This is a genomic window from Streptomyces sp. CMB-StM0423, from assembly GCF_002847285.1.
Classification (GTDB): Bacteria; Actinomycetota; Actinomycetes; order Streptomycetales; family Streptomycetaceae; genus Streptomyces.
This window is the reverse complement of sequence record NZ_CP025407.1, coordinates 675748-698853: the sequence shown is the minus strand read 5'-3', so window position 1 is coordinate 698853 and position 23106 is coordinate 675748. Positions and strand designations below refer to the sequence as shown.

The 23106-nt window shown below is 74.9% G+C and carries 18 protein-coding genes; 12 read left to right on the top strand and 6 right to left on the bottom strand.

Going from position 1 to position 23106, the window contains the following annotated elements; all coding sequences use genetic code 11:
• Positions 1-24: 24 nt before the first annotated feature.
• The 4 genes from CXR04_RS02900 to CXR04_RS02885 form a co-directional block, all read right to left on the bottom strand.
• Positions 25-2013, bottom strand: coding sequence for an amylo-alpha-1,6-glucosidase (locus CXR04_RS02900; RefSeq protein WP_101426158.1), 1989 nt, complete (start codon positions 2011-2013; stop codon positions 25-27).
• Positions 2010-3464, bottom strand: coding sequence for an MGH1-like glycoside hydrolase domain-containing protein (locus CXR04_RS02895; RefSeq protein WP_101420332.1), 1455 nt, complete (start codon positions 3462-3464; stop codon positions 2010-2012). Before CXR04_RS02895 ends, CXR04_RS02900 begins: the two co-directional genes overlap by 4 nt.
• Positions 3461-4261: a sugar phosphate isomerase/epimerase family protein gene (locus CXR04_RS02890; protein ID WP_101420331.1), complete on the bottom strand. Its 801-nt coding sequence runs from the start codon at positions 4259-4261 to the stop codon at positions 3461-3463. Before CXR04_RS02890 ends, CXR04_RS02895 begins: the two co-directional genes overlap by 4 nt.
• A 77-nt stretch (positions 4262-4338) precedes the next feature.
• Positions 4339-5385 (bottom strand): zinc-dependent alcohol dehydrogenase, encoded by a 1047-nt coding sequence (locus tag CXR04_RS02885; protein ID WP_101420330.1) that lies wholly within the window; start codon positions 5383-5385, stop codon positions 4339-4341.
• Between the two features lie 155 nt (positions 5386-5540).
• On the opposite strand from CXR04_RS02885, the gene CXR04_RS02880 reads away from it, so the two are divergent.
• The 9 genes from CXR04_RS02880 to CXR04_RS02840 all read left to right on the top strand — a co-directional run bounded on the left by CXR04_RS02880 (position 5541) and on the right by CXR04_RS02840 (position 15614).
• Positions 5541-6944 (top strand): ABC transporter substrate-binding protein, encoded by a 1404-nt coding sequence (locus CXR04_RS02880; RefSeq protein WP_101420329.1) that lies wholly within the window; start codon positions 5541-5543, stop codon positions 6942-6944.
• A 48-nt stretch (positions 6945-6992) separates the two neighbouring features.
• A complete protein-coding gene (locus CXR04_RS02875; protein ID WP_101420328.1) occupies positions 6993-8009 on the top strand; it encodes a carbohydrate ABC transporter permease in 1017 nt (338 codons plus the stop codon).
• Complete coding sequence (locus CXR04_RS02870; protein WP_101420327.1) at positions 8009-8875, top strand: carbohydrate ABC transporter permease; 867 nt, start codon at positions 8009-8011, stop codon at positions 8873-8875. The genes CXR04_RS02875 and CXR04_RS02870 overlap by 1 nt, the downstream gene beginning before the upstream one ends.
• Before the next feature lie 15 nt (positions 8876-8890).
• A complete protein-coding gene (locus CXR04_RS02865) occupies positions 8891-10090 on the top strand; it encodes an ROK family transcriptional regulator (protein WP_101420326.1) in 1200 nt (399 codons plus the stop codon).
• Positions 10087-10977 carry a Gfo/Idh/MocA family protein gene (locus CXR04_RS02860; protein WP_101420325.1) on the top strand — a complete coding sequence of 297 codons (891 nt, stop codon included), beginning with the start codon at positions 10087-10089 and terminating at the stop codon, positions 10975-10977. Before CXR04_RS02865 ends, CXR04_RS02860 begins: the two co-directional genes overlap by 4 nt.
• Before the next feature lie 103 nt (positions 10978-11080).
• The gene (locus CXR04_RS02855; RefSeq protein WP_101420324.1) at positions 11081-11851 is read left to right on the top strand and encodes an FHA domain-containing protein; all 771 of its coding nucleotides are present in this window, start codon (positions 11081-11083) and stop codon (positions 11849-11851) included.
• A gap of 118 nt (positions 11852-11969) precedes the next feature.
• On the top strand, positions 11970-13835 hold the full coding sequence (locus CXR04_RS02850; protein ID WP_234380011.1) for a serine/threonine-protein kinase: 1866 nt from the start codon (positions 11970-11972) through the stop codon (positions 13833-13835).
• Between the two features lie 143 nt (positions 13836-13978).
• On the top strand, positions 13979-14758 hold the full coding sequence (locus CXR04_RS02845; protein ID WP_101420322.1) for an FHA domain-containing protein: 780 nt from the start codon (positions 13979-13981) through the stop codon (positions 14756-14758).
• A gap of 274 nt (positions 14759-15032) precedes the next feature.
• The gene (locus tag CXR04_RS02840) at positions 15033-15614 is read left to right on the top strand and encodes a hypothetical protein (protein ID WP_101420321.1); all 582 of its coding nucleotides are present in this window, start codon (positions 15033-15035) and stop codon (positions 15612-15614) included.
• A 121-nt stretch (positions 15615-15735) separates the two neighbouring features.
• Here CXR04_RS02840 and CXR04_RS02835 read toward each other — a convergent pair whose 3' ends face one another.
• Positions 15736-16851, bottom strand: a complete 1116-nt coding sequence (locus CXR04_RS02835) for an isoaspartyl peptidase/L-asparaginase family protein (RefSeq protein ID WP_101420320.1) — start codon at positions 16849-16851, stop codon at positions 15736-15738.
• Positions 16852-16981: 130 nt separating this feature from the next.
• Positions 16982-17884: an EamA family transporter gene (locus CXR04_RS02830; protein ID WP_101420319.1), complete on the bottom strand. Its 903-nt coding sequence runs from the start codon at positions 17882-17884 to the stop codon at positions 16982-16984.
• 57 nt (positions 17885-17941) lie between these two features.
• Between CXR04_RS02830 and CXR04_RS02825 the strand changes: the two genes are divergently transcribed.
• The 3 genes from CXR04_RS02825 to CXR04_RS02815 all read left to right on the top strand — a co-directional run bounded on the left by CXR04_RS02825 (position 17942) and on the right by CXR04_RS02815 (position 23022).
• Entirely contained in the window at positions 17942-18835 is an 894-nt protein-coding gene (locus tag CXR04_RS02825) for a LysR family transcriptional regulator (protein ID WP_101420318.1), read from the top strand.
• A gap of 75 nt (positions 18836-18910) precedes the next feature.
• On the top strand, positions 18911-19087 hold the full coding sequence (locus CXR04_RS02820; protein ID WP_442802350.1) for an alpha/beta fold hydrolase: 177 nt from the start codon (positions 18911-18913) through the stop codon (positions 19085-19087).
• 119 nt (positions 19088-19206) lie between these two features.
• Positions 19207-23022 carry a S8 family serine peptidase gene (locus CXR04_RS02815; RefSeq protein ID WP_101420317.1) on the top strand — a complete coding sequence of 1272 codons (3816 nt, stop codon included), beginning with the start codon at positions 19207-19209 and terminating at the stop codon, positions 23020-23022.
• The last annotated feature ends 84 nt before the right edge of the window (positions 23023-23106 follow it).

Sequence of the window (23106 nt, the reverse complement as noted above, 5' to 3'; positions counted from 1 at the left end):
GTGGGGGACCGGGGGCGGCGGGCGTCAGGTTCCGCCGCCCCCGGAGACTGCGGTGAGCAGCGCCAGCGGCGTGGCGGCCGCCCACGCCTGCGGGGAGCAGGCGTGTGGATACGGTACGGGTGCCGGGTGGTCGCTGAGTGCGTAACCGGCCAGCACCTCCGGCAGCCGCCAGCCGTGCGCCTCCGCGGTGGCCAGGAGCCCCCGGGTCAGCGTGCGGACCTCGGCGCCGAGCCCGTAGCGGGCCAGACCGAGGACGATGACGGCGTTGTCATGCGGCCAGCAGCTCCCGCGATGGTACGACAGCGGGTGGTACGGCCGTTGACCGGCCGCCAGCGTGCGCACGGCCCAGCCGGAGAAGAAGTCGCCGGCGAGCAGCCGCCGCCCGGTGCGCTCCCCGCGTTCCCGGTCCAGGATCCCGGACCACAGCAGGTGGCCGGCGTCCGAGGCGAGCGCGTCCACCTGACGGCCCCGGCCGTCGAGCGCCAGCGCGGGGAAATCCTGCGCGGGCAGCCAGAAGTCACGGTGGAAGCGGTCGCGCAGCCCGGCGGCGAGGGCGTCGAGGCGGTCGGCGTACGGGGCGTCGCCCCAGACGCCGCGGGCGAGCAGTGCGGTGCGGACGAGGGCGTCGTACGCGTAGCCCTGCGCCTCCGCGACGGCGATGGGCCCCTCGGCCTGGGTGCCGTCCGCGAAGCAGATCGCGCCCGCGGAGTCCTTCCAGTTCTGGTTGACAAGACCGCCGGGATCGGGCGTGTAGACCAGCCACCCCCGCTCGGCCAGCCCGCCGTCGCCCAGCATCCACTCCACGGCGGCCCGCGCCTGCGGCTCCAGCCGCACGGCGAGCGCGGAGTCCGCGGTGGCCTCGGCGTACGCCTGGAGCAGGACGAGGAAGAGGGGGGTGACGTCGACGGAGCCGTAGTAACGCCCGTACGGCACCTGCCGGAAGGCGGCCAGCTCGCCGTGGCGCACCTCGTGCGCGATGCGTCCCGGCTGCTCGGCGGAGAAGGCGTCGTGCCGGGTGCCCTGGGTGGCGGCGAGCGCGAGGAGGGTGTCGCGGGCGAGGGCGGGACGGTAGGGCAGCGCGAAGAGGGAGGTCAGCACGGAGTCGCGGCCGAAGACCGTGAGGAACCACGGAATCCCCGCGCCCGGCACGGAGAGTTCCTCGCCACGGGGCCCGGCGGCGGGCACGCGCAGCAGCGCGAGGTCGGCGAGCCCGTGCGCGCAGGCCCGCCGGAGCGCGGCGCGCTCGGCGGGGGAGAGGGAGGCGGTGTCCGCTGCCGCCGGCGGGTGGGTGAACGCCTCGATCCCGGCGCGGAGTTCGGCGGCCGCCTGCGCCGGGGTCGCCGTGTCCGCGACGGGGAGCGCGCCGTGCGGGCGGGCCTCGACGCGCAGCGCCAGCTCCGCGGCGCCGTGCGGCGGGAGGGTCAGCGTCCACCCGAGCAGCCGGGCGGTGCCGGCGTCGGTGCCGGGACAGTCCGCCTGCGTCACCCCGTCCGGCGGCGGGTCGCACCTCACCGTCGTACGGGACAGCCATCCCTCGCCGCGGCGGTACGTGAACTCCACGCCGTCCGGCCGCTCCCCGGCCTCCCACGCCGCCTCCGGCGGGCGGGCGTACGCGCGGCCGTCCGACCGCAGCTCGAACTGGTCCGCGAAGTCCGCGTCCGCCAGCAGCTCCAGCCGGGCCGTCACCCGGTCCGGGCTGTTGCTGACCAGGCGGAGGCGCTCCAGCAGGAGGCCGGAGGCGACGGCCTGTTCGCGGAAGACGGTGTACGGGGCCGGGGCGTCGCGGCCGGCCGGCGGCGTGAGGACGCACGTGGCCGGGACCGAGCCGTCGCGGGCCGGGGTGAGGACCGCGGGTTCCGCGCCGTCGACCGTCAGCCGCCAGCGGCTCAGGTGCCGGGCGTCGTGGCGGAACAGCCCGTCGGGGGACGTACCGCGGCGGCCCGTGACGCCGCCGCCCGGGGTGAGCGCCGCGAACGTACCGTCGCGCGCGAGCAGGACCCGTCCGCCGCTCATCGCCCGCCCGCCCCCGGCCACTCCCCGCCGGACGACGCCAGGTCCAGCGCCAGTGCCGCCGTCCAACTGAAGCCCCGCGCGCCCCTGGCCGCGCCCGTCAGCGGGTCGACGTACTCCGCGAACCCCGACGCCGCCGCCCCGGTGAGCACCGCGTGCCGCAGCGCGTCCGCCGTCGCGGCGGAGCCGTGCCCGCGCAGGCCGCGCTCCAGCAGCCAGGCGGTGTTGAACCACGCGGGCCCGCGCCAGTACCGGGTGCGGTCGAACGCCCTGCCCTCCAGGTCGTACGACGCGACCAGCGGCAGTTCCCCGAGGCGGAAGTGCGCGCCTGCCAGGGTGTCCCGCAGCGTCCGTGCCACCGCGGGCGGCAGTCCCGGGGCGAGCAGCGGGGTCAGCCCGGCGACGCTGTACTCCTCGACGGCCCGGTCCGCCCGCAGGTCGCGGCTGCGGAAGATGCCCGCGTCCGCGTCCCACAGCCGGGCCACCAGCGCCTCCGTCAGCCGCGCGGCCCGCTCCCGGTGCCCGCCCGGGTCGGCGCCCAGCTCCGCCGCGATCTCCGCCATCGCCTCCTCCGAGGCGATCAGCAGCGCGTTCACACACGGGTCCTCGGCGGCGAAGCCGTGCCGCACCCCCGCGTCCGCGTAGCCCGCGTCGCGGTAGTCGGCGGCGAGCCGCACGTACCGCCCGTAGTCCAGGTCGGTCGGCCGGTCCGCCGGATCGCCGTGGTCGAGGTCCGCGCGGCGGAACGACGCCGCCGGGGCCGGTTCGATCCGGGCCAGCAGGCCGTCCCAGCACGGGCTGTTGTCCATCCCGGACTCCCAGGGGTGGACGATCGCGGCCAGCCCGGCGCCGCCCAGGTCGCGGTCCTCGGTGAGGTAGCGGTGCCAGGCGAGCAGCCGCGGGTAGACGCGGGCCAGGAAGCCGCGGCGTGCGGAGGCCGCCGGGTCCGCCCGGTGCACCAGCAGCGCGGCGAGCGCGTGCACCGGGGGCTGCACGATGCCGGAGGTCTGGGTGTGCGCCGGGGCGCCGGCCCGGGCCCCCGCGCCCGGACCGGCGGTCCCGCCTCCGGCGCCGGCGGGGGAGCCCGCCGAGCGCCAGAAGTCCGGGCCGGGGAAGTACGCGGCGTGCGGCACGGCCGGGTTGAAGACGATGTGCGGGATGCGGCCGTCGCCCCACTGGGCGCCGAGCAGCATCTCCAGCTCCCGCTGCGCCCGCCGCGGCGACAGGTGCCGCAGCCCGATCGCGACGAAGGCCGAGTCCCAGCTCCACTGGTGCGGGTACAGCGTGCGCGAAGGCACGGTGGACGTCCCCGTCCAGTTGCCCAGCAGCACCGCCGCCGCGGCCCGCCACGGGTCGTCCGCGCGTACGGGCCAGGACCCCCCGGCGCCCGTCCCGCCGCCGGGCGCCGCCGTCAGCGCCGTCGCGCCCCGCCCCTCCGCGGGCGCGGCCGTCATGCGCCGGCCCTGCGCAGGAACCCGGGCACGGCGGCGACGGCCGCCGCCGGGTCGCCGGTCAGCCGGCACTCGGCGGCGAGCCAGCCGGTGTATCCGGCGGCGCCGAGCGCGCCGAGCCAGGCGGGCCAGTCGAGATGGCCGGCGCCCGGCTGGAAGCGGTTGGAGTCGGAGACCTGCGCGTGCCCGATCCAGGGCGCGTTGTCGAGGATCGCGGCGGCGGGGTCGGCCTCCTCGATGTTCATGTGGTAGCTGTCGATGCCGATCCGCACGCTGTCCAGGCCGGCGGCGCGGATGAGTTCCGTGGCCTGCGCCAGCCGGTTGACCATGTGGTCCTCGTAGCGGTTCAGCGGCTCCAGGAAGAGCGCGACGCCCTCGCGGCGCGCGTGCTCGCCCAGTTCGGCCAGCCCGTCGAGCAGCACGGCGCGGTCGCCCGCCTCGTCGCGCGGCGGGGTGAAGGGCGGCAGCCGGCGGGAGAACATCCCGTACGACGCGGGCGTCTGCGCGCCGACGCCGCCGATGTCGGCGATCACCGAGAGCTGCGACTTCATCTGCGCCACCGCGTCCCGGCGCCGTTCGGCGTCGAAGGCGCCGAAGAAGTGCAGCATGTCGACGCAGACGGTGGGCATGACGACGCCGTCGGCGAGTGCCCGCTTCAGCTCGGGCAGCCGGGCGGCGAAGCGCAGGTCGCCCTGGGCGCGCAGCTCGATGCCGTCGTAGCCGGCGGCCTGCGCGAACTCCCACTTCTGCTGGAGGGTGTCGCCGGGCAGCAGTTGTTCCTGGGCCGCGAGGGAGAACATGGCGGGGCGGTCGGCCTTTCTGCCTGGGGGTGTGCGCGGGTGCGCGGAGCGGGGTGCGGGGTCGGGCACGGCGGTCCTCAGAACTCCAGGACGACCTGGAGCGCGGCTTCCGGCCGCTCGTCGAGCAGGGCGTACGCGTCCGCCGCCGCCGCCGCCGGCACCACGTGGCTGACCAGCGGCAGCACCTCGACGCGGCCGTCGGCGACGAGCCGCAGGAACGTCTGCTGCAGCCGCTGCTGGTCCCACCGCCCGGCCAGTTCCGGTGGGACGCCGCCGATCTGGGAGCAGACGAGCCGGACCCGGTTGTGGTGGAACTCGTCGCCGAGCCGCAGCCCGGCCGCGTCGCCCTGGTAGAAGCCGGCGGCCACCACCCGGCCGTCGACGACGACGGAGCGGACCGCCTCGTGCAGCGCCGCGTACGCGCCGCTGAGCTCGATGGCGACGTCGGCGCCCCGCCCCTCGGTCGCCGCCCTGATCCCCTCGGCGACGGCGTCGGTGCGGGCGTTGAGAGTACGGGCCGCGCCGTGCTCGGCGGCCCGCTCCAGCCGGGAGCCGAGGGCGTCCACGGCGGTCACAGTGCCGCCGTTGAGCGCGGCGAGCCGGGTGGCGAGCAGCCCGATGACGCCCTGCCCGAAGACGGCGACGTCCTCGCCGACGTGGATGCCGGCGGCGAGGACCGCGTTGTATGCAATCGCTCCGACCCTGGCGAAGGACCCGGCGAGCGGGTCGAGCCCGGCGGGCAGCGTGTGCCCGGCCATCCGCTCGGCGGGCACCACGCCCTCGCTGCGGTGGCCCCAGATGCCCCAGACCAGGTCGCCTGCCGCGGGCAGGCCGGGGGTGCCGGCCAGCTCCGGGGAGACCTCGGTGACCTCGCCGACCTCGGAGTAGCCCCAGCCGGCGACCGGATACGAAAGCCCCGCCGCATCCTCGCGGAACAGCCGGGCCGCCGGGTCCCAGGAGCGGGTCAGATACGGGTTCGTGCCCCGGTAGGCGGTGAGTTCGGTACCGGCGGAGATGCCCGAGTACCGGGTGCGGACCCGCAGGTGGCCTGGCGGCAGCGGGGCGCTCTCGTGCTCGGCGACCTCGACCTGGCGGGGGGCGGTGAACTGGACGACGCGTTCCACGGTGGGTGCTCCGGTTGGGCTGATCGGGGGCACGGCTGTTAACGACTTGCGTCGAAGATATCTCAGACTTATGTCTTGTCAACATGAAAAAGTAGTGGTGTGATGCAGTCCGCCAACGCTTAAGTCGATCCAGGGAACAGTCAAAGGATCAGAACATGCGCACGTGGACCCGGCGGTCGCGGATCTCGGCCCTGCTCGCGAGCACCCTCGCCATGGGTGTGCTCGCCGGCTGCGCCACCGGTGCCTCCGGTCCGGGCAAGCCCGACCGGAAGATCACCGTGTGGTCGGAGGAGAGCCTGACCGACCGCATCGCCAGCACCCAGAAGGTCATCGACCGGTTCGAGGACGAGACCGGCGTCGAGGTCGAGCTGGTCGGCGTGGACGAGAACCAGCTCCCGCAGCTCATCATGTCGGCCGCCGCCGCAGGCGACCTGCCCGACGTGATCGGCGCCGTACCGCTCGGCCAGGTCTGGCAGATGTACAGCAACGAGCTGCTGGACACCCGTATCCCCGCCGAGGTCGTCGACCGGCTCGGCGAGGACACCTTCGACGCCAACGGGCTGCGCCTGACCGCCGACGGCGGCACCCGGCTCGGGGTGCCCTCCGACGCCTGGGTGCAGATCGTCGCGTACCGCCAGGACCTGTTCCGCGAGGCGGGACTCGACGTCCCCGACGACTACGCGAGCCTGCTGAAGGCCGCCGAGACGCTGGACGTCGAGGGCCGCGACGGGATATCCGTCGCCACCGACCCCGCCGACGTCTTCACCCAGCAGAGCTTCGAGGACCTCGCCCTGGCCAACGGCTGCGACCTCGTCGGCGGCGACGGCGGCATCGGCCTGGACTCCGAGAGGTGCCGCACCGCCTTCGAGACGTACGACTCCCTCGCCCGCCAGTACGGCCCGCCCGGGCTGCAGACCGTCGACACCACCCGGGCCACCTACTTCGCCGGCCAGTCCAGCATGATCATCTGGTCCTCGTTCCTCCTGGACGAGCTGGCCGGGCTGCGCAACGACGCCATGCCGAGCTGCGCCGAGTGCCAGGACGACCCCGGGTTCCTGGCCGCGAACAGCGGCATCGTCACCTCGCTCCAGGGCCCCGGCGGCAAGGACCCCGCCCAGTTCGGCGAGATCACCTCCTGGCTCGCCACCAAGACCGCCGAGACCGAAGCCTCCACCCAGTTCATCGAGTACATGATGAGCGCCGGCTACGAGGACTGGTTCGGCATGGCGCCCGAGGGCAAGATCCCGGTCCGCACCGGCACCCCCGGGCAGCCCGAGCGCTACCTCGACGCCTGGCGCGCCAGCGACATGGGCGTCGACACCAGGAAGTCCATGGAGGAGGTCTTCTCCTCCGAACTGCTCGACCAGCTCGTCGCCGGCGTCGGCGACATGAAGCGGTGGGGCATCGACCAGGGCGAGGGCGCGCTCGTCGGCGCCACCAACGGCGAACTGCCCGTCGCCAAGGCCGTCGGCGCGATGACCTCGGGACAGACGAGTCCCGGGGAGGCCGCGCGCGAGGCGTACGAAGAAGTCGACGCGCTGAAGACCTCCCTTGACTGACCGGCCGGCCCCTCTCCCCCCGAGGAACCCTCACCGAGGAAACCGCACATGACCACGATCGACAGCCGCCCCGCGGCGAACTCCGCGGACCCCCGCCCGCCCGTCGGCGGCCGGCCGCGCGCCCGCCGTCCCATGACCGCGAGCCGCCGCGAGAACCGCGCCGGCCTGGCCTTCGTCAGCCCCACGTTCCTGGTGATGCTGGTCGTCGTGATCGTCCCGATCCTCTGGACGGTCCTGCTGGCCTTCCAGGACGCCAAGCTCGTCGACATCCAGGGCATGGGGCTGTTCGGCAACTGGTCGCTGGAGAACTTCTCCGACGTCTTCGCCTCGGCCGGCTTCTGGTCCAGCCTCGGCACCACCCTCGTCTACACCGTCGGCGCCACCGCCGGATCCGTGCTGCTCGGCCTCGTCGCCGCCCTCGCGCTGCGCCGCCCGTTCCGCGGCCGCGGCCTGCTGCGCGGCTCGATGCTGCTGCCGTACGTCGCGCCCGTCGTCGCCGTCGCGTTCGTCTGGGAGGTGGCGCTGAGCCCCCAGTACGGCGTGGTCAACGAGTGGGGCAGGGACGCCTTCGGCTGGGACGACCCGATCGCGTTCCTGTCCACCCGGCAGTACGAAGTCGGCCTGCTGGGCTGGCACTTCGACATACCCCTGGCCCTGCTCACCGTCATCGCCTTCGAGATATGGCGGTACTTCCCCTTCGCGTTCCTCTTCCTCCTCGCCCGGCTGCAGGCCGTGCCGGACACCCTGGAGGAGGCCGCCACCGTGGACGGCGCCACGGTCTCGCAGCGCTTCCGGCACGTCCTGCTGCCGCAGCTCATGCCCGTGATCGCGCTGCTGTGCGTGCTGCGCTTCATCATGACGTTCAACAAGTTCGACGACGTCTACCTGCTCACCGGCGGCGGCGCCGGCACCGACGTCGCCGCCGTGCGCGTCTACGACTTCCTCACCTCGCGCTTCGACGTGGGCGCCGCCGCGGCCCAGGCGCTCGTCCTGGCGGCCGTGCTGACGGTGCTGCTGGGCATCTACTTCAAGTTCTTCGCCAAGCGGGTCCAGGAGGAGGCGTGATGACGCGCGCGCAGTTCGAGGACGGCCTCTTCGGCACGCTCCGCTGGGTGGTGATTGCGTTCCTGGCGCTGATCACGCTGGTCCCCTTCTACTACATGGTCGTGCTGTCGCTGAAGCCCATCGACTCCCTGCTGGTCGACCCCGGGTCGATGTGGGTGTCGGCGAAGGAGCTGACGACCGCGACGTACCGGGACGTGCTCAAGCCCACCGAGGACGGCGGCCAGGGCTTCCTGAAGCTGATGCTCAACTCGGCGCTGGTGTCGCTCGGCACCGTGGTCCTCACGCTCGCCGCCGCCGTGCCCGGTTCGTACGCCGTCAGCAGGCTGAGGTTCTTCGGCAGCCGCCAGGTCAGCGCGATGTTCCTGGCCGTCTACCTGTTCCCGGCCACGCTGCTCGCCGTCCCGCTGTTCGTGATGTTCGCGCGGATGGGCCTGTCCGGCAGCCTCGTGGGCCTGGCGATCGTGTACGTGGCCCAGACCGTGCCAGTCTCCATCTACATGCTGAAGAACTACCTCGTCACCATCCCGGCCTCCATCGAGGAGGCGGCGGCGCTCGACGGCTGCAGCAGGGTGCAGACGCTGCGCAAGGTGGTGCTGCCGCTGGCCGCGCCCTCGCTGATGGCCACCGGGCTCTACGTCTTCATGATCGCCTGGAACGAGTTCCTGTTCGCCCTGCTGTTCCTCGCCGCCGAGCCGGAGAGCTGGACCGTCTCGCTCGGCCTGGCGCAGCTCTCCAACGGCATCGAGGTCTCCAAGACCGTGCTCATGGCCGGTTCCGTGGTCCTCACCATCCCCGTGGTACTGCTGTTCTTCGCCGCGGAACGGCTCCTCACCGAGGGCCTGACCAGCGGTGCCGACAAGGGCTGAGCGGAGGGACGACAGATGCGCAACCAGGCCAGCGCGGGGCAGTTGCTCCAGCTCATCCGCACCGGCGAAGCCACCACCCGGGCCGCGCTCCAGGAGGCCACCGGCCTCTCCCGCTCCACCGTCGCGGGCCGTCTCGACGCGCTCCAGGCCGCCGGCTGGCTGCGCGGTGCCGCCGGCGTCTCGACCGGCGGCCGGCCCTCCGTGCAACTGGAGTTCGACACCGGGCACGCGGTCGTGCTCGCCGCCGACCTGCAGACCCGGCACGGCCGCGCCGCCGTCCTCGACCTCGCCGGCCGCCCGCTCGCCGAGCGCACCGGCGAACTGCGCGTCGGCGACGGGCCCGAGCCGGTCCTGGACGAGCTGGGGCGCTGGTTCGGCCCGCTGCTCGCCGAGGCCGGGCGGGGCACGGACGAGGTGTGCGGCATCGGCATCTCGGTGCCGGGCCCGGTGGACTTCGACACCGGGCTCGTCGTACAGCCCCCGATCATGCCCGGCTGGGACGGCTACCCGATCCAGGACCACATGCGCCGGTCCTTCGCCAAGCACGCGGAGGGGCCGGAGGACGTGCCGGTGCTCGTGGACAACGACGCCAACCTCCTGGCGTACGCGGAGCAGCGCGCCGGGTACGCCGACTGCTCGGCCTTCGTGCTCGTCAAGGTCTCCACCGGCATCGGCGCCGGCGTCGTCGTCGACGGCCGCATCTACCGGGGCATCGACGGCGGCGCGGGCGACATCGGGCACGTACGGCTGCACGACGGGATGGACGCCCTCTGCGCCTGCGGCTCGTACGGTTGCCTCGCCGCCGTCGCCAGCGGCCGGGCGCTGGCCGGCCGGCTCACCGAGCTGGGCGTGCCCGCCACCTCCGGCTCCGACGTGCGCGACCTGCTGGCCGCCGGGCAGCCGGACGCGGTGCGGCTCGCGCGCGAGGCCGGGATGCGGGTGGGCGAGGTGCTGGCCACGGTCGTCACGCTGCTCAACCCCGGCGTGCTCATGATCGTCGGCGACCTCGCCGGCACCCCCTTCCTCACCGGCGTACGGGAGTTGCTGTACCAGCGCGCGATGCCGCGCACCACCGCGCACCTCCAGGTCGTCACGCCGGGACTGGGCGATGCCGCGGGGCTCGCGGGCGCGGGGGCGCTGGTGGTGGAGCACCTGTACGCGCCGGGACGCGCGGACGAACGGCTGGCGGCCCGCGGCGGAAGCGGGGCGCGATGACGGCCGGCGCGCAGGCTCCGGTGCCGCCGGTACGGGTCGGGCTCGCCGGCGCCGGACCCTGGGCCCGCGCCATGCACGCCCGGATACTCGCCGCCGGGCCCGAGACCGAGCTGACCGCCGTCTGGGCCCGCCGCCCCGGGGCCGCCGCCGAGGTGGCCGCGCCGTACGGCGCCGCGGTCGCCGGCTCCTTCGCCGAACTGCTCGACGGCTGCGAGGCCGTCGCCTTCGCCGTACCGCCCGCCGTCCAGGCCGAGCTGGCCGTACGCGCCGCCGCCGCGGGCAAGGCGCTGCTGCTGGAGAAGCCGCTCGGCCCCGGCCTCGGCGCCGCCCGCGCCGTCGCCGCCGCGGTCGCCGAACACGGCGTCGTCTCCCAGCTCGTCCTCACCAAGCGGTACCACCCCGCCACCCGCGACTTCCTGCGCCGCGCCGCCGCCACGGACGTCACCGGCGCCCGCTCCTGCTACCTCCACGGCGCCTTCCTCGGCGGCGAGTTCGCCACCGCCTGGCGGCTGGAGCACGGCGCCCTGCTCGACCTCGGCCCGCACCTGCTCGACCTCCTCGACGCCGCCGTCGGCCCCGTGGCCGCCGTCCGCGGCACCGGCGACCCGCGCCGCTGGATCGAGCTGACCTGCGAGCACGAGAACGGCGCCGTCAGCCAGGCGTCGCTGTCCGGCAGCGTCCGGCTGCCCGCGGCCCGCACCCGCGTCGAGCTGTTCGGCCCCGGCGGTGAACTCGTCTACGACACCGCGGGGCTCGACCACGAGGAGTGCTGGCCCGTGCTGCGCCGGGAGTTCGCCGCCGCCGTCCGCGCCGGCTGCCCCGGCGGCCTCGACGCCCGCCGCGGCCTGCGCCTCCAGGAACTGCTGCACCAGGCCCTGCCGGGCTGAACCGCCGGCGGTTCCGGGCCGGTCGTATCGCTTTGGGGACCGGTCCCCGGGCCGGGCGGGACACTGGTGGGGCACGTACCGTCACGAGCTCCGGAGGCCGGCGATGACCCTGCGAGAGAGCCTGGCACGGGGCGCCGCGCCGTCGCCTCCCGGCACCCTGCACGCCCGGAGCGTCGCCGGCGGGATCCGGGTGCCGCCCGGCGCCGAGCGCGTCGTGCGCTTCGGGCGCGACAAGGACGAGGTCGACCTGTGCGTCGGCGAGGACGACCTGCGCGTCAGCCGCCGGCACGGCGAGCTGTCGTACCAGCGCAGCACCTGGTGGCTGCGGAACACCGGGCAGCAGCTCGTCCGGCTGCCCCGCGGCCGGCTCATGCACCTGAGCACCGAGCCTATCCCCCTCGCCCCCGGCTACACCCCGCTGTTCGTCAAGGGCTCGGGGCACCGCGAGCACCTCGTCGAGCTGTACGTCACCGACGCCGGCGAGGCCGGCCGGGTGCCGCGGCACCGGGCCGAGACGCTGCCGCCCAAGCGCTGGCCGCTCTCCGGGGAGGAGCGGCTGGTGCTCGTCGTCCTCGGCCAGCAGTACCTGCAGTACGAGTCGGATCCGCGCCCGCTGTCGTACCGGCAGGCGGCCGAGCTGCTGGCCTTCCTGCCCGGCGGGGAGGGGATCACCAAGCGCGTCATCGAGCACCGGGTGGAGGACGTGCGCCGGCGGCTGGCGCGCGGCGGCTTCCCGTACCAGGTGACCCGGGGCGACGACGGCGGCGGCCCGAGCGACAGCGTCCTGAAGCACAACCTGCTGCGCGGACTGGTGGAATCCACGACCCTGGTGCCGCCCGATCTCGAACTCCTGGACGACTTTTTCTCAAGCTGAGTGCCCTTTTCGCCGCTGCCGCGCGGCTGACGCGGGGAAGTCGTGAAGACGTCGTGCCGGCGCCGCGCGCAGCCGCTAAATTTCGCCCTGCAGACGGGCGAAAGGAGTCGCGGTGCGCGTGGGGCAGCTTGTCGGCGACCGCTACCGGCTCGATGAGCTGATCGGTGACGAGGGGCGCGGCGAGGTGTGGTTCGCCGCGGACGAGCAACTGGGCCGCACGGTCGTGCTCAAACGCGGCGGCGCCATCGGTGAGCGCCCCCGGCTGCTCGGCGTGGCCCGGGCCCAGGCGAAGGCCACCCACCCGCACGTGGTCACGCTCTACGGTGTGGAGTTCATCGAGTCGGGCCCGGACGCCGGCTGCTGGCTGGTGATGGAGCACGTCACCGGCGGCAGCCTGGAGAAGCAGCCCAGGATGGCACCCGAGAAGGCGGCGCGGATGGGGGTGCAGATCGCGTCGGCGCTCGCGGCGCTGCACGCCAACGGCGTCGTGCACTGCGACGTCAAGCCCGCCAACGTCGTCATCACCGACGACGGCACCCCCAAGCTCACGGACTTCGACTCCGCCCAGCGCACCGGCAGCAACGAGACCATCTCGCCGGACCGCCCGCTCAGTTACACCCCCGACTACGCCGCCCCCGAAGTCGTCAACGGCTCGCCCGTGCCCCGCTCGGACGTGTACTCCCTCGCGGCGATGCTCTACAAGGCCGTCACCGGCGTCCCCCACGACGAGGACGACGGCGAGGAGGACGAGTCCACCCTGCGGGAGTGGAAGGTCAGCCAGGGCGTGCTGCGCCGCGAGCGCGACACCGGGCCGCTCGCCGGGGCGCTCGAAGCGATGCTCCGCCGCCGGGCCGACCGGCGGCCCGATGCGGCCGGGGCGCGCCTCCTACTGGAGGAGGCGGCCGGGCAGCGCAGTTGGGCGCGCAGGTTCGGCTTCCTCGGCGCGCCGCGCCGGCACCCGCGGGCGACCGCCGCGGCCGGTACGGCGCTGGTGACGGCGGCGGCGGTGGCCGGCGCCTGGTTCTGGTGGCTGGCCCCCGACCGCGACGACGACGAGCCGGGCGGCATGCCGGGCGACGAGAAGCCCCGTGCCGGCTCGGTCATCGGCGACCAGCGCACCATGGACCCGTGCGCGCTGACCGACCCCGGCGAGTTCGCCCGGTTCGGCACGTACGTGGAGCGGGACCGCGACTACGGCAACTTCGACCGCTGCGACGTGCTGGTCTACCCGCAGGGCGAGGACGGCGAACACATCGACGTCCAGGTCGAGTTCGACTCCGGACCCGCGCCCGAGTCGCCCGCCCCGGTGCGTACCTTCGGCGGCATCGGCATCATCGAGGAGCCGCAGGAGGGCGACGAGTGCGCGCGGGCCCTCGTCCTGCCGGACGAGGCGGACCGCGATGTCAGCATCTGGATCTACGTCGACGGCGAGGCCGCCCGGGACTACGGCGGCATCGGCACCCTGTGCGACATGGCCGACATCGCCGCCAGGACCGCCAGCGAGACGCTGGGCAAGGCCCGCGCAGAGAAGCGCACCGTGCCGCGCCGCGACCCGCCGGCGCCGGACGTGTCGCTGCTGTGGCTCGACGCCTGCCGGCTCCTCGACGCCCGCGCGCTGGAGATCGTCCCCGGCGTCGACGCGGGCGACCCCGACGTGGGCTTCGGCAACTGGGACTGCGACTGGTACAGCACCACGCGCGACATAGAGATCCAGTTGCGCTACGACCGCGACCAGCCGCTCAGCGGCGAGGACGGCAGGGTGACCGTGCTGGCGGGCCGCGACACGGTCGTCTCCCCGGAGTACGACGGCGAGGACACCTGCACCGTACGGGTCGAGTACCGCGAGTACCCCGACGAGAACGGCCAGAAGGCCGTCGAACTGCTCTACCTCACCCTCGACGGCGACGACGAGTCGCCGGACGAGCTGTGCGCGATGGCCACGCGGCTCGCCGAGACGGCCGCGGGAGAGCTGCCGAGGATCTGAGCCGCCCCGCCCCGCGCGCCACGCGCAGGCCCGTGACCGGCGGCGGGGAGGGGTCCCCGGAGGCAGGGAGCACCGTGGGGCGTCGGCAGCAGCCGGCCGCGGCCGAGGGGACCTGCGATGGACCGTATCCGAGGACGCCGGGGATGAGCGGGCGCGACAGCCTGGCCCGTGGCGTGACGCCCGCCCGGCCGGGGACGCTGCACGCGCGCTCGGCCACCGACGGCATAGAGGTGGCGCCGCTGCCCGGGCTGACCGTCCGGTTCGGGCGCGGTCCGGGGGACGAGGGCGCCGGCGGGGACGTCGAGTTGTACGTGGGCCGGCGCGACCAGGGCGTGAGCCGGCGGCACGGCGAGCTGACGTACATGGAGGGCGGCTGGACGCTGCGCAACACCGGGCAGCAGGCGCTGCGGCTGCCGCGCGGCCGGCTGCTGCCGCCGGGTTCGGACCGGTTGCCGCTGACCGCGGGGTACACGCCGGTGTTCGTCAAGGGCTCCGGCTTCCGCGAACACCTCCTGGAGCTGTACGTGGTCCGCCCGGAACCGGCGCGTCCGGGGGGTCTCGCGGGCGCACCGCCGTCCGCGGCGTGGGCGCTGTCGGACGACGAGCGGCTGGTGCTGGTCGTGCTGGGGCAGCGGTATCTGCGCCACGAGCCGGACCCGCGCCCGCTGCCGTACCGGCAGACGGCGGAGGTGATGGCGTTCCTGCGGCCGGGGGAGCGGTGGGACGCGGCGGAGGTCGCCCGCCGGGTGGAGGACGTACGCCGCCGGATGCCGCGCGCGGCGGTCCGGTTGCCGGCGGTTCGGGAGGAGGAGCCGCCGGAGCCGCAGGGCTGCACGCCGGACCACCGGCTGCTGACGGACCTGGTGGCGGCGACCGCGCTGGTGCCGCCGGACCTGGGGCTGCTGGACGCCGCGGGGGGCTGAGGCGATCCGCGGTCGCGGGCCTCCCGCCGGCGTGTCCGGCCGGTGCGGCGGCGTACTCCGGGCTGCCCTCGAAGCCGCCGCCGTACGGCCCTTCGGGGATCACCGCCGGGTCGCGCGGCGTTCATCTCGCGGCCCGACCCTCGGCAGCAGCCGCCGCGTCAGGACGCGGCACCCGGCTCGACTGGGAGGGCGTCATGGGCCACGGACACCGTCACCGCGACCACCACCGGCTGGGCGCACAGCCCGCCGCCCGTACCGCGACCCGCCGGCGCGCATGAGCGGCGCCTACGTCCTCGGCGCCGACCCCGGACTGACCGAGCTGCGCGAGGCGGACCACCTGCTGCACGCGCTCGCCGGCGAACTGCGGCTGCCGCGCACCGCGTACGGCTGCACCCACCTCGTCGCGGGCGACCAGCCCCGTATCGCCGTCTCCCTGGCGCTCGCCGGCGCCACCGACGCGGCCGCCGCCTGGCGGTGGCTCACCGCGCGCGGCCACGCCGTCGCGGGGCTGCCCGGCGGCACCCGTCACGGCCCCGGCGAGGCCGCCGCGGCGGCGGCCCGCGCCGCGGCAGAGCACGCCTCGCGCAACGTCGGCCGCGCGGTGCTGTACCCGGGGGCGGACGCGCTGACCGGGACCATGACGGTCGGGGAGCTGCTGGGCGCCTCGGCGATCGAGCAGGTCGTGCTGCTCGGTGCGCCGCACGGGCCGCCGTGGGAGGCCCGGATGGTCACCCGCGGGCACGTGCGCCCGCAGTGGCTCGACGGCCGGCTGGTGCTCGCGGTGATCCCGGCGGCGGCGGAGACGCTGATCCCGTTCGAGGCCCCGGCCCCGACGCCGTGCTGCACGAGCCGCTGACGCAGCGGGTCCGTACGGACCGCAGCCCGGCGCCCCGCGCCACCCGCCCGGTCCGCCGGTCCGCCGTCCCGCCGGCCCGTGGCAGCGGGCGGCGGGAGCCCTGCCCCCGCCGCCCGGCCCGTCACTCTCCGGCGAAGATCTTGACCACGATCTCGCCGTCCGCGGTGGCGTAACCCCGGTACATGCCCGAGGTGTTGAACGTGAACGCGAGGTTCTTGCGGGAGTCCAGCGCGATCACCCCGCCGGTGTCGTCGCCGCCCAGCGCCTCGGTCCTGTCGATCGCCGCCCCGGCCGCATTGGACACCGACCGGCCCAGGTACTCGACCTGTGCGGAGATGGTGTGCGTGACGGACTCGCGGATGAACAGCTCGCCGGTGCCGGTCGCGGACGCCGCGATGTTGCCGCTCTTCGCGTACGTGCCCGCGCCGACGATCGGCGAATCCCCGACGCGGCCCACGGGCTTGTTCGTCAGCCCGCCCGTCGACGTGCCGGCGGCCAGGTCGCCGTTGCCGTCGATGCCGACGGCGCCGACCGTGCCGGTCTCGCCGAAGTCGAAGTCCGACTCGCCCTTCTTGGCGGCCATCAGGGACTCCCAGCGCCGCTCGGTGAAGAAGTAGTCCTGGGTCACCAGGTCCATGCCGCGGTGCTGCGCGAAGCGCTCCGCGCCGTCGCCGCTCATCAGCACGTGCCGGGAGTTCTCCATCATCTCCCGCGCCAGCGAGATCGGGTTCTTGATGTGGGTCACGCCGGTGACCGCGCCGGTGTCGAGGGTGGCGCCGTCCATGATGGCGGCGTCCAGCTCGTTCTCCGCGTCGGTGGTGAACACCGCGCCCTTGCCGGCGTTGAACAGCGGCGAGTCCTCCAGCACGTTGATCGCCGCCTCGACGGCCGCGACGCTGGACTTCCCGTCCGCCAGCGCCCCCTGCCCGGTACGGACGGCCTCGGTGAGCTTGGCGCGGTACTCCCGCTCCAGCTCCGGGGTCATGTCCTCCCGCCTGAGGGTGCCGGCGCCGCCGTGGATGGCGAAGACGACGTCGCGCGCCTTCTCGCTCGTGTTGGGGTCGCCCGGCTCCTTCGGATCCTGGGTGGTGCGGGTACCGGCCGCGGCGGCCGGCGCCCGGTCGGCCGCCGCGCCCTGCTGCGGCGCGGCGGCCGCCCCGAGGGCGGTGACCGGGGTGATCACGACCGCCGCGGCAAGCAGCGCGGTGCGCGCGAGCGTCGATGTCCTGCGAAACATGAGCCGCTCCTCTCGCTGGTGCACATCACTCCTGGCGGCCGGGTACGTGCCCGGCCGCCGGGGCGATCATGGCGCCGTACGGCCCGGCTGCCAAGGCGTCGTACACCGCCGATCGGGCGGGGCGCACCTGTCAGCGGCGGGTGACGACGACGGCGTTCGCGGTGACGATCACGGCGATCGCCGCCCATTCGTACGGGCCAAGCCGCTGGTCGAGCACGGCCATGCCGACGAGCGCCGCCAGCACCGGGTTGACGCTCATGAACGTGCCGAACAGCCGGGCCGGGACGCGCCGCAGCGTGAGCAGGTCGGAGAGGAAGGGGACGGCGGAGGAGAGCACGCCGGCGGTGACGGCGTAGCCGAGGGCCGCGGCGGTCGGCGGGCGGTGGGCCAGGACGACCGCGCCGACGGGGACGTACGCGAGGCCGGAGACGGCCGCTGCCGCCGCCGGGCCCTGGACGCCTGGCAGCCGGCGGCCGACCGTGCGGCCCAGCAGGATGTAGCAGGCCCAGCAGACGGCGGCGAGCAGGGCGAGCGCGATGCCCGCGTAGTCGGTGGCGGGGCGCGGGCGGGTGAGGACGGCCACGGCCGTGCCTGCGGCCAGCGCGCACGCCAGGTCGGTGCGGCGGCGGGTGGCGGCGAGCGCCACTGCCAGCGGGCCGAGGAACTCCAGCGTCACCGCGAGGCCGAGGCCGATCCGGCCGATCGCGGTGTACAGGGACAGGTTCATGACCGCGAACACCGCGGCGAGACCCAGCACCGGCCACCACTGCGCGCGCGTGAACGTACGCATCCGGGGCCGGCCCACGGCCAGCAGCACGGCGCCGGCCACCCACTGCCGTACGGCGACCACCCCGGCCGGGCCGACGGCGGGGAACGCCAGCGCGGCGACGGCGGCGCCGGTCTGGTTCGACAGCCCGCTGCCGAGCATCATCGCGACGCCCGCCGCACGTCCCGCGGTCCTGGCGCCCTCCCGCGGGCCGGCACGCGGGCGGACGGCTGCGGGCTGCGGTTCCACGGTCATGGCACGGAGCATGCGCGCCCGGTTCGTATGCGCAAAATGCATGCGCCGCGCGTTCTATACGCTGAAGTTATGGATCTGGAGCTACGCCACCTGCGCTGCCTGGTCGCCATCGTGGACGCCGGCAGCTTCACCGACGCCGCCATCGATCTCGGCGTCTCCCAGGCCGCGGTCTCCCGCACCCTGCTGGCGCTGGAGCGGATCCTCGGCGTCCGGCTGCTCCACCGCACGAGCAGGAGCGTCGCCCCGACCACCGCGGGCGTCCAGGTGCTCGCCCGCGCGCGGCACCTGCTCGCCGAGGCGGACGACCTCGTCGGCGAGGCCACCACCGGCCACACCCGGCTGCGCATCGGACACGCCTGGTCGGCGGCGGGACGGCACACCGCGGAGTTCCAGCGCCGGTGGGCCGGCCGGCACCCGGACGTGGAGCTGCATCTGATCCGTACCAACTCGGCCACCGGCGGCCTCGCGGAAGGGCTCTGCGACCTGGCCATCGTCCGCACCGGTGTCGACGAGCGGCGCTACGCCCACGCCGTCGTCGGCCACGAGCGCCGCTACTGCGCGATGGCCGCCGACGACCCCTTCGCCCGCCGCAGCCTGCTGCTCGCCGACATCCGCGACCGCACCGTCCTGGTGGACCGCCGCACCGGCACCACCACCGCCGAGATGTGGCCGGAGGAGGACCGGCCGGCGGTGGAGCACACCCGGGACGTCGACGACTGGCTCGCGGACATCGCCACCGGCCGTCGCGTCGGGCTCACCCCGGAGAGCACCGTGGCGCAGTACCGCCGGGACGGCATCGTCTACCGGCCCGTACGGGACGCGCCGCCGGTCGCCGTGCGGTTCGTCTGGCGCCGCCACGACCCGCACCCGGCCACGCACGCCGCGGTGGCGCTCCTCCAGGATCTCTACCGCGAGCACGAGGCCCGCCGGGGCGGTAAGGGCCGCCGGGCGCGGGGGCGTTGACACCGGTGAGGTGAGCGCGGAGACTCGGCGGGTAGCCGAAGTGAACACTCGTGCGCCAGGCGCACGCCGGACCCGGTGCCGGGAACCACGCCGGAGCCGCCTGCCGACGGCATCGCCGACGCCGCCCTCGTCGAGCTGCCCCGCACCGGCCACCTCGCGCCCGTCGAGCGCCCGGAGGCCGTACTGGCCGCCCTGCTCGCCCACTTCGCGCCCGCCGCGCACGGCCCGGGCAACTGGTACAGCCCCGGCTGAACCCGGCACCCGGCCACCCGCCCGCGGCCCGGCGCCCGTTGTCGTACAGGCGACATGTCGCAAGCCCGGCACCGCAGAGATCGTGACAGCCGGCCCGTCAGGACCGAAAGCTGTCCCCCGTGCATCTACGACGAGTAAAGCTGCCGGCGCTCGCCACCGCGGGCGCGCTCCTGGTCACGCTGGCGCCATCCGCGACCCACGCAGCCGCCTCACCCGGCGGAGCGACGGTCACGGACCGGGCGGCCGGCTCCTCGCTCAGCTCCGTCACGCTCGTCACCGGCGACCGTGTACGGCTTGAGCGCTTCCCCGACGGCCGGCAGGCCGCCACCGTGACGCCACGCGACGGCGCCGAAGGAGGCGGCGGCTTCGAGCAGCTCGAAATCGACGGCGACCTGCACGTCATCCCCACCGACGCGGTGCCGTACGTCGGCTCCGGGGCCGTGGACCGCGACCTGTTCAACATCACGGAACTGGTCGAGCAGGGCTACGGCGACGGGCGCAGCAAGCGGATCCCGCTGATCGTGTCGTACGCGAAGGGCGCCCGCAGCGCCGACGCCGCGGAGCTTCCGGGGGCGAAGCCCGGCGCCGCGCTGCCGAGTCTGAACGCCCGCGCCGTCGAGGCCGGCAAGGACAAGGCCGATCGCCTCTGGGAGGCCGTCGACGACGACCGCAAGAACGCCAGGACGGCGGCCGGGCCGAAGCTCGCCGGCGGCATCGAGCGCATCTGGCTGGACCGCAAGGTCAGCGCCTCGCTCGACCGCAGCGTGGCGCAGATCGGCGCGCCCGAGGTCTGGCAGGGCGGCCACGACGGCAAGGGCGTCAAGGTCGCGGTGCTGGACACCGGCGTCGACGCCGAACACCCGGACCTGGCCGGCAAGGTCGACGAGGCCCGCAACTTCTCCGACAGCCCCACCACCGGCGACGCCTTCGGCCACGGTACGCACGTCGCGGCCACCGTCGCCGGCACCGGCGCCGGCTCCGGCGGCTCCCGCAAGGGCGTCGCGCCCGGCGCCCGGCTGATGATCGGCAAGGTGCTCGGCGATGACGGCTTCGGCTCCGAGTCGCAGGTGCTCGCCGGCATGGAGTGGGCCGCGGGTGCCGGGGCCGACGTGGTCAACATGAGCCTCGGCACCGACGGGGCCACCGACGGCACCGACGCGCTGAGCCTCGGCCTGAACCGGCTGACCGCCGAGACCGGCACCCTCTTCGTCGCCTCGGCCGGCAACAACGGCCCCAGCTCGGCCACCGTCGGCTCGCCCGGCGCCGCCGACGCCGCGCTCACCGTGGGCGCCGTCGACCGCGACGAGTCGCTGGCCGGCTTCTCCAGCCGCGGCCCGCGCGTCGGCGACCTCGCCGTCAAGCCCGACATCACCGCGCCCGGCGTGGACATCGTCGCCGCCCGCGCGGCCGGCACCGCCATGGGCACGCCCGTGGACGACCTCTACACGGCCGCCTCCGGCACCTCCATGGCCGCGCCGCACGTCGCCGGCGCCGCCGCGCTGATCGCGCAGCGGCACCCCGGCTGGACCGCGCAGCAGCTCAAGGACGCGCTCGTCAGTACCGCCGAGCGGCACGACGACCTGACGGTCTACGAGCAGGGCGGCGGGCGCGTGGACGCCGCCCGCGCCGACGCGCAGCAGGTGTACGCCACCGGCACCCTCGGCTTCGGCGGCGTCGACGAGGGCGGCGAGCCGGTGCGGCGCGAGGTCACGTACACCAACGCCTCCGACGCGCCCGTGACGCTCAAGCTCGCCGCCTCGCTGCGGGCCGCGAACGGCGAGCCGGTCCCGGCCGACGCCGTGGGACTGCCGGACGGAGACACCGTCGAGATCGCCGCGGGCGGCACCGCGACCGTCCCGGTCACCCTCGACCCGGCGGGGCTGCGCCCCGGCCGTTACGGCGGGTACGTCACCGCCACCGCGGGCGACACCGTCGCGCACACCACCATCGGCGCCGTCCGCGAGGCACCCACCCGTACGGTCACGCTGCGCGGCATCGACCGCTCCGGGCAGCCCGCGTTCGTCAACCCCGTCACGCTCTTCGGCGAGGACGACCGCTACGACGTCGTCACGTACATCCCGAACGGCAGGACGCTGACCGTCGAGGTGCCGGAGGGCGAGTACTTCCTGCACGCGGTGGTCTCCGACAAGATCCCGGGCGGCAGCGTCGACAGCCTCATCGTCGACCCGCAGCTCAAGGTCGACGGCGACCTGGACGTCGTGCTCGACGCCCGCAAGGCCAACGAGGTGAAGATCGAGACGCCGAAGCCGGCGGTGCAGGAAGCCGTCATGAGCTTCTACAGCCACCGCGAGTTCGGCAACCGCAGCATCTCCCACGGGCACATGGAGTTCAGCGTCGACGGCCGCAAGCTGTACGTGACGCCGACCGCCAGGGCCCGCGAGGGCGTCTTCGAGGTCTCCTCCCGCTGGCAGTTGGAGGCCCCGATGCTCACCGGCACCGTCCGCGGGCCCGGGACGCAGGACCGCGCCGACATCGAGGCCGTACGCCTGATGGGCCGCTCCCCGGCCCTCGACGGCACCCGGCAACTGCCGCTGGTCGACGCCGGTGCGGGCACGGAGGCGGACTTCGCCGCCCTCGCCGACGGCGGCGCCGACCTCGCCCGCTCGGCCGTCCTGGTCGACGGCGAGACCCCGCAGGACGAGAACGCGGTCCGCCGTGCCGCGGCCGCCGGGGCGAAGTACGTCATCGTCGTCTGCCCGGAGGGCTCGCCCGGCTGGAGCGTGTGGCGGCCCGGCGGCGCCCGGCTGCCCGCGGTGGGCGCGATGGTCCGCTACGACGTCGGCGAGCGGCTGCGCGCGGCGCTGGCCGGGGGCCTGGCGACCGTCGAACTGCGCGGCACGCCCGCCAGCCCGTACATGTACGACGTGATGCAGGTGGCGAAGCAGCAGGTGCCCGAGCGCGTGGTGCACCGGGTGAACGGCTCGAACACCGCCACCGTGCAGACCAGTTACGGCGACTCCGGCGGCAACCCCTGGACCAAGGAGCAGCGCTTCGGCTGGCGGCCGTGGATGGGGACGGCCATCAACCAGTACCAGCGGCACGTGCCCACCCCGCACGAGCGCACCGAGTACGTGAGCGCCGGCGACACCCTCTGGCGCCACAACGTCCACCACCGCTACACCTTCGACACCTTCAACCCGCTGGCCGGCGGCATGATCCAGGAGGCCCGCAGCTACCGGGCGGGCGAGCGGGTCGAGGAGAGCTGGTTCGCACCGGTGGTGCGGCCCGCGATCCCGCGCGGCGTGGAGGGGCTGACCTCGTACCGCGAGGGCGACCAGCTCACCATCCGCATCCCGGAGTTCGCCGACTCCCAGGAGGGCCACTACAGCCGCCTGGACGGCGGCGACTGGGACGGCACCCCGGCGGACAAGTCGTCGGCGGCGCTGTACCGCGACGGCGAGAAGCTGGCCGAGGGCCGCACGGCCTGGGGCGCGTTCCCCGCGGGCGGCACCGGCGGGAAGGGCACGTACCGCCTGGACCTCGCGGTCGACAGGACCACCCCCGAGTGGCGCACGGGCGTGAGCACGCGCACCAGTTGGTCGTTCGCGGCCGACCGCCCCGCGGCGGGCGAGCAGGACCTGCTGCCGCTGGTGCAGTTGGACTACGACGTGCCGGCCGACGCGCGGGGCGCGGCGCCCGGCGGGCGGCTGGTGCCGCTCGGCATCACGGCGCGGCACCAGGACGGTCTCGACGGGCGGCGCATCAAGGGGATGGAGGTCTCCACCTCCTTCGACGACGGCGCCACCTGGCAGGACGCCGTGGTGGTGCCCTGGTGGGACGGCGGGTACCAGGTCTGGCTGCGGCACCCCTCGGTGGGTGACGACGGCGGCTTCGTCTCGCTGCGCGTGAAGGCGTGGGACGACGCCGGCAACAGCGTCGAGCAGACGGTGAAGCGGGCCTACGCGCTGAAGTGACACCCTCCGTCACCGGTGCGGCCGGAGCGATCCGGCCGCACCGGTGCGGGTGCGCGCCCTGCCGGGACCTCCCCCGGCGGGGCG

What these genes read in the sequence shown, in the direction of transcription:
- CXR04_RS02900 (WP_101426158.1), bottom strand. Translation starts at nt 2,013, where the DNA reads ATGAGCGGCGGACGGGTCCTGCTCGCGCGCGACGGTACGTTCGCGGCG.
- CXR04_RS02895 (WP_101420332.1), bottom strand. Translation starts at nt 3,464, where the DNA reads ATGACGGCCGCGCCCGCGGAGGGGCGGGGCGCGACGGCGCTGACGGCG.
- CXR04_RS02890 (WP_101420331.1), bottom strand. Translation starts at nt 4,261, where the DNA reads ATGTTCTCCCTCGCGGCCCAGGAACAACTGCTGCCCGGCGACACCCTC.
- CXR04_RS02880 (WP_101420329.1), top strand. Translation starts at nt 5,541, where the DNA reads ATGCGCACGTGGACCCGGCGGTCGCGGATCTCGGCCCTGCTCGCGAGC.
- CXR04_RS02875 (WP_101420328.1), top strand. Translation starts at nt 6,993, where the DNA reads ATGACCACGATCGACAGCCGCCCCGCGGCGAACTCCGCGGACCCCCGC.
- CXR04_RS02870 (WP_101420327.1), top strand. Translation starts at nt 8,009, where the DNA reads ATGACGCGCGCGCAGTTCGAGGACGGCCTCTTCGGCACGCTCCGCTGG.
- CXR04_RS02865 (WP_101420326.1), top strand. Translation starts at nt 8,891, where the DNA reads ATGCGCAACCAGGCCAGCGCGGGGCAGTTGCTCCAGCTCATCCGCACC.
- CXR04_RS02860 (WP_101420325.1), top strand. Translation starts at nt 10,087, where the DNA reads ATGACGGCCGGCGCGCAGGCTCCGGTGCCGCCGGTACGGGTCGGGCTC.
- CXR04_RS02855 (WP_101420324.1), top strand. Translation starts at nt 11,081, where the DNA reads ATGACCCTGCGAGAGAGCCTGGCACGGGGCGCCGCGCCGTCGCCTCCC.
- CXR04_RS02845 (WP_101420322.1), top strand. Translation starts at nt 13,979, where the DNA reads ATGAGCGGGCGCGACAGCCTGGCCCGTGGCGTGACGCCCGCCCGGCCG.
- CXR04_RS02840 (WP_101420321.1), top strand. Translation starts at nt 15,033, where the DNA reads ATGAGCGGCGCCTACGTCCTCGGCGCCGACCCCGGACTGACCGAGCTG.
- CXR04_RS02835 (WP_101420320.1), bottom strand. Translation starts at nt 16,851, where the DNA reads ATGTTTCGCAGGACATCGACGCTCGCGCGCACCGCGCTGCTTGCCGCG.
- CXR04_RS02830 (WP_101420319.1), bottom strand. Translation starts at nt 17,884, where the DNA reads ATGCTCCGTGCCATGACCGTGGAACCGCAGCCCGCAGCCGTCCGCCCG.
- CXR04_RS02825 (WP_101420318.1), top strand. Translation starts at nt 17,942, where the DNA reads ATGGATCTGGAGCTACGCCACCTGCGCTGCCTGGTCGCCATCGTGGAC.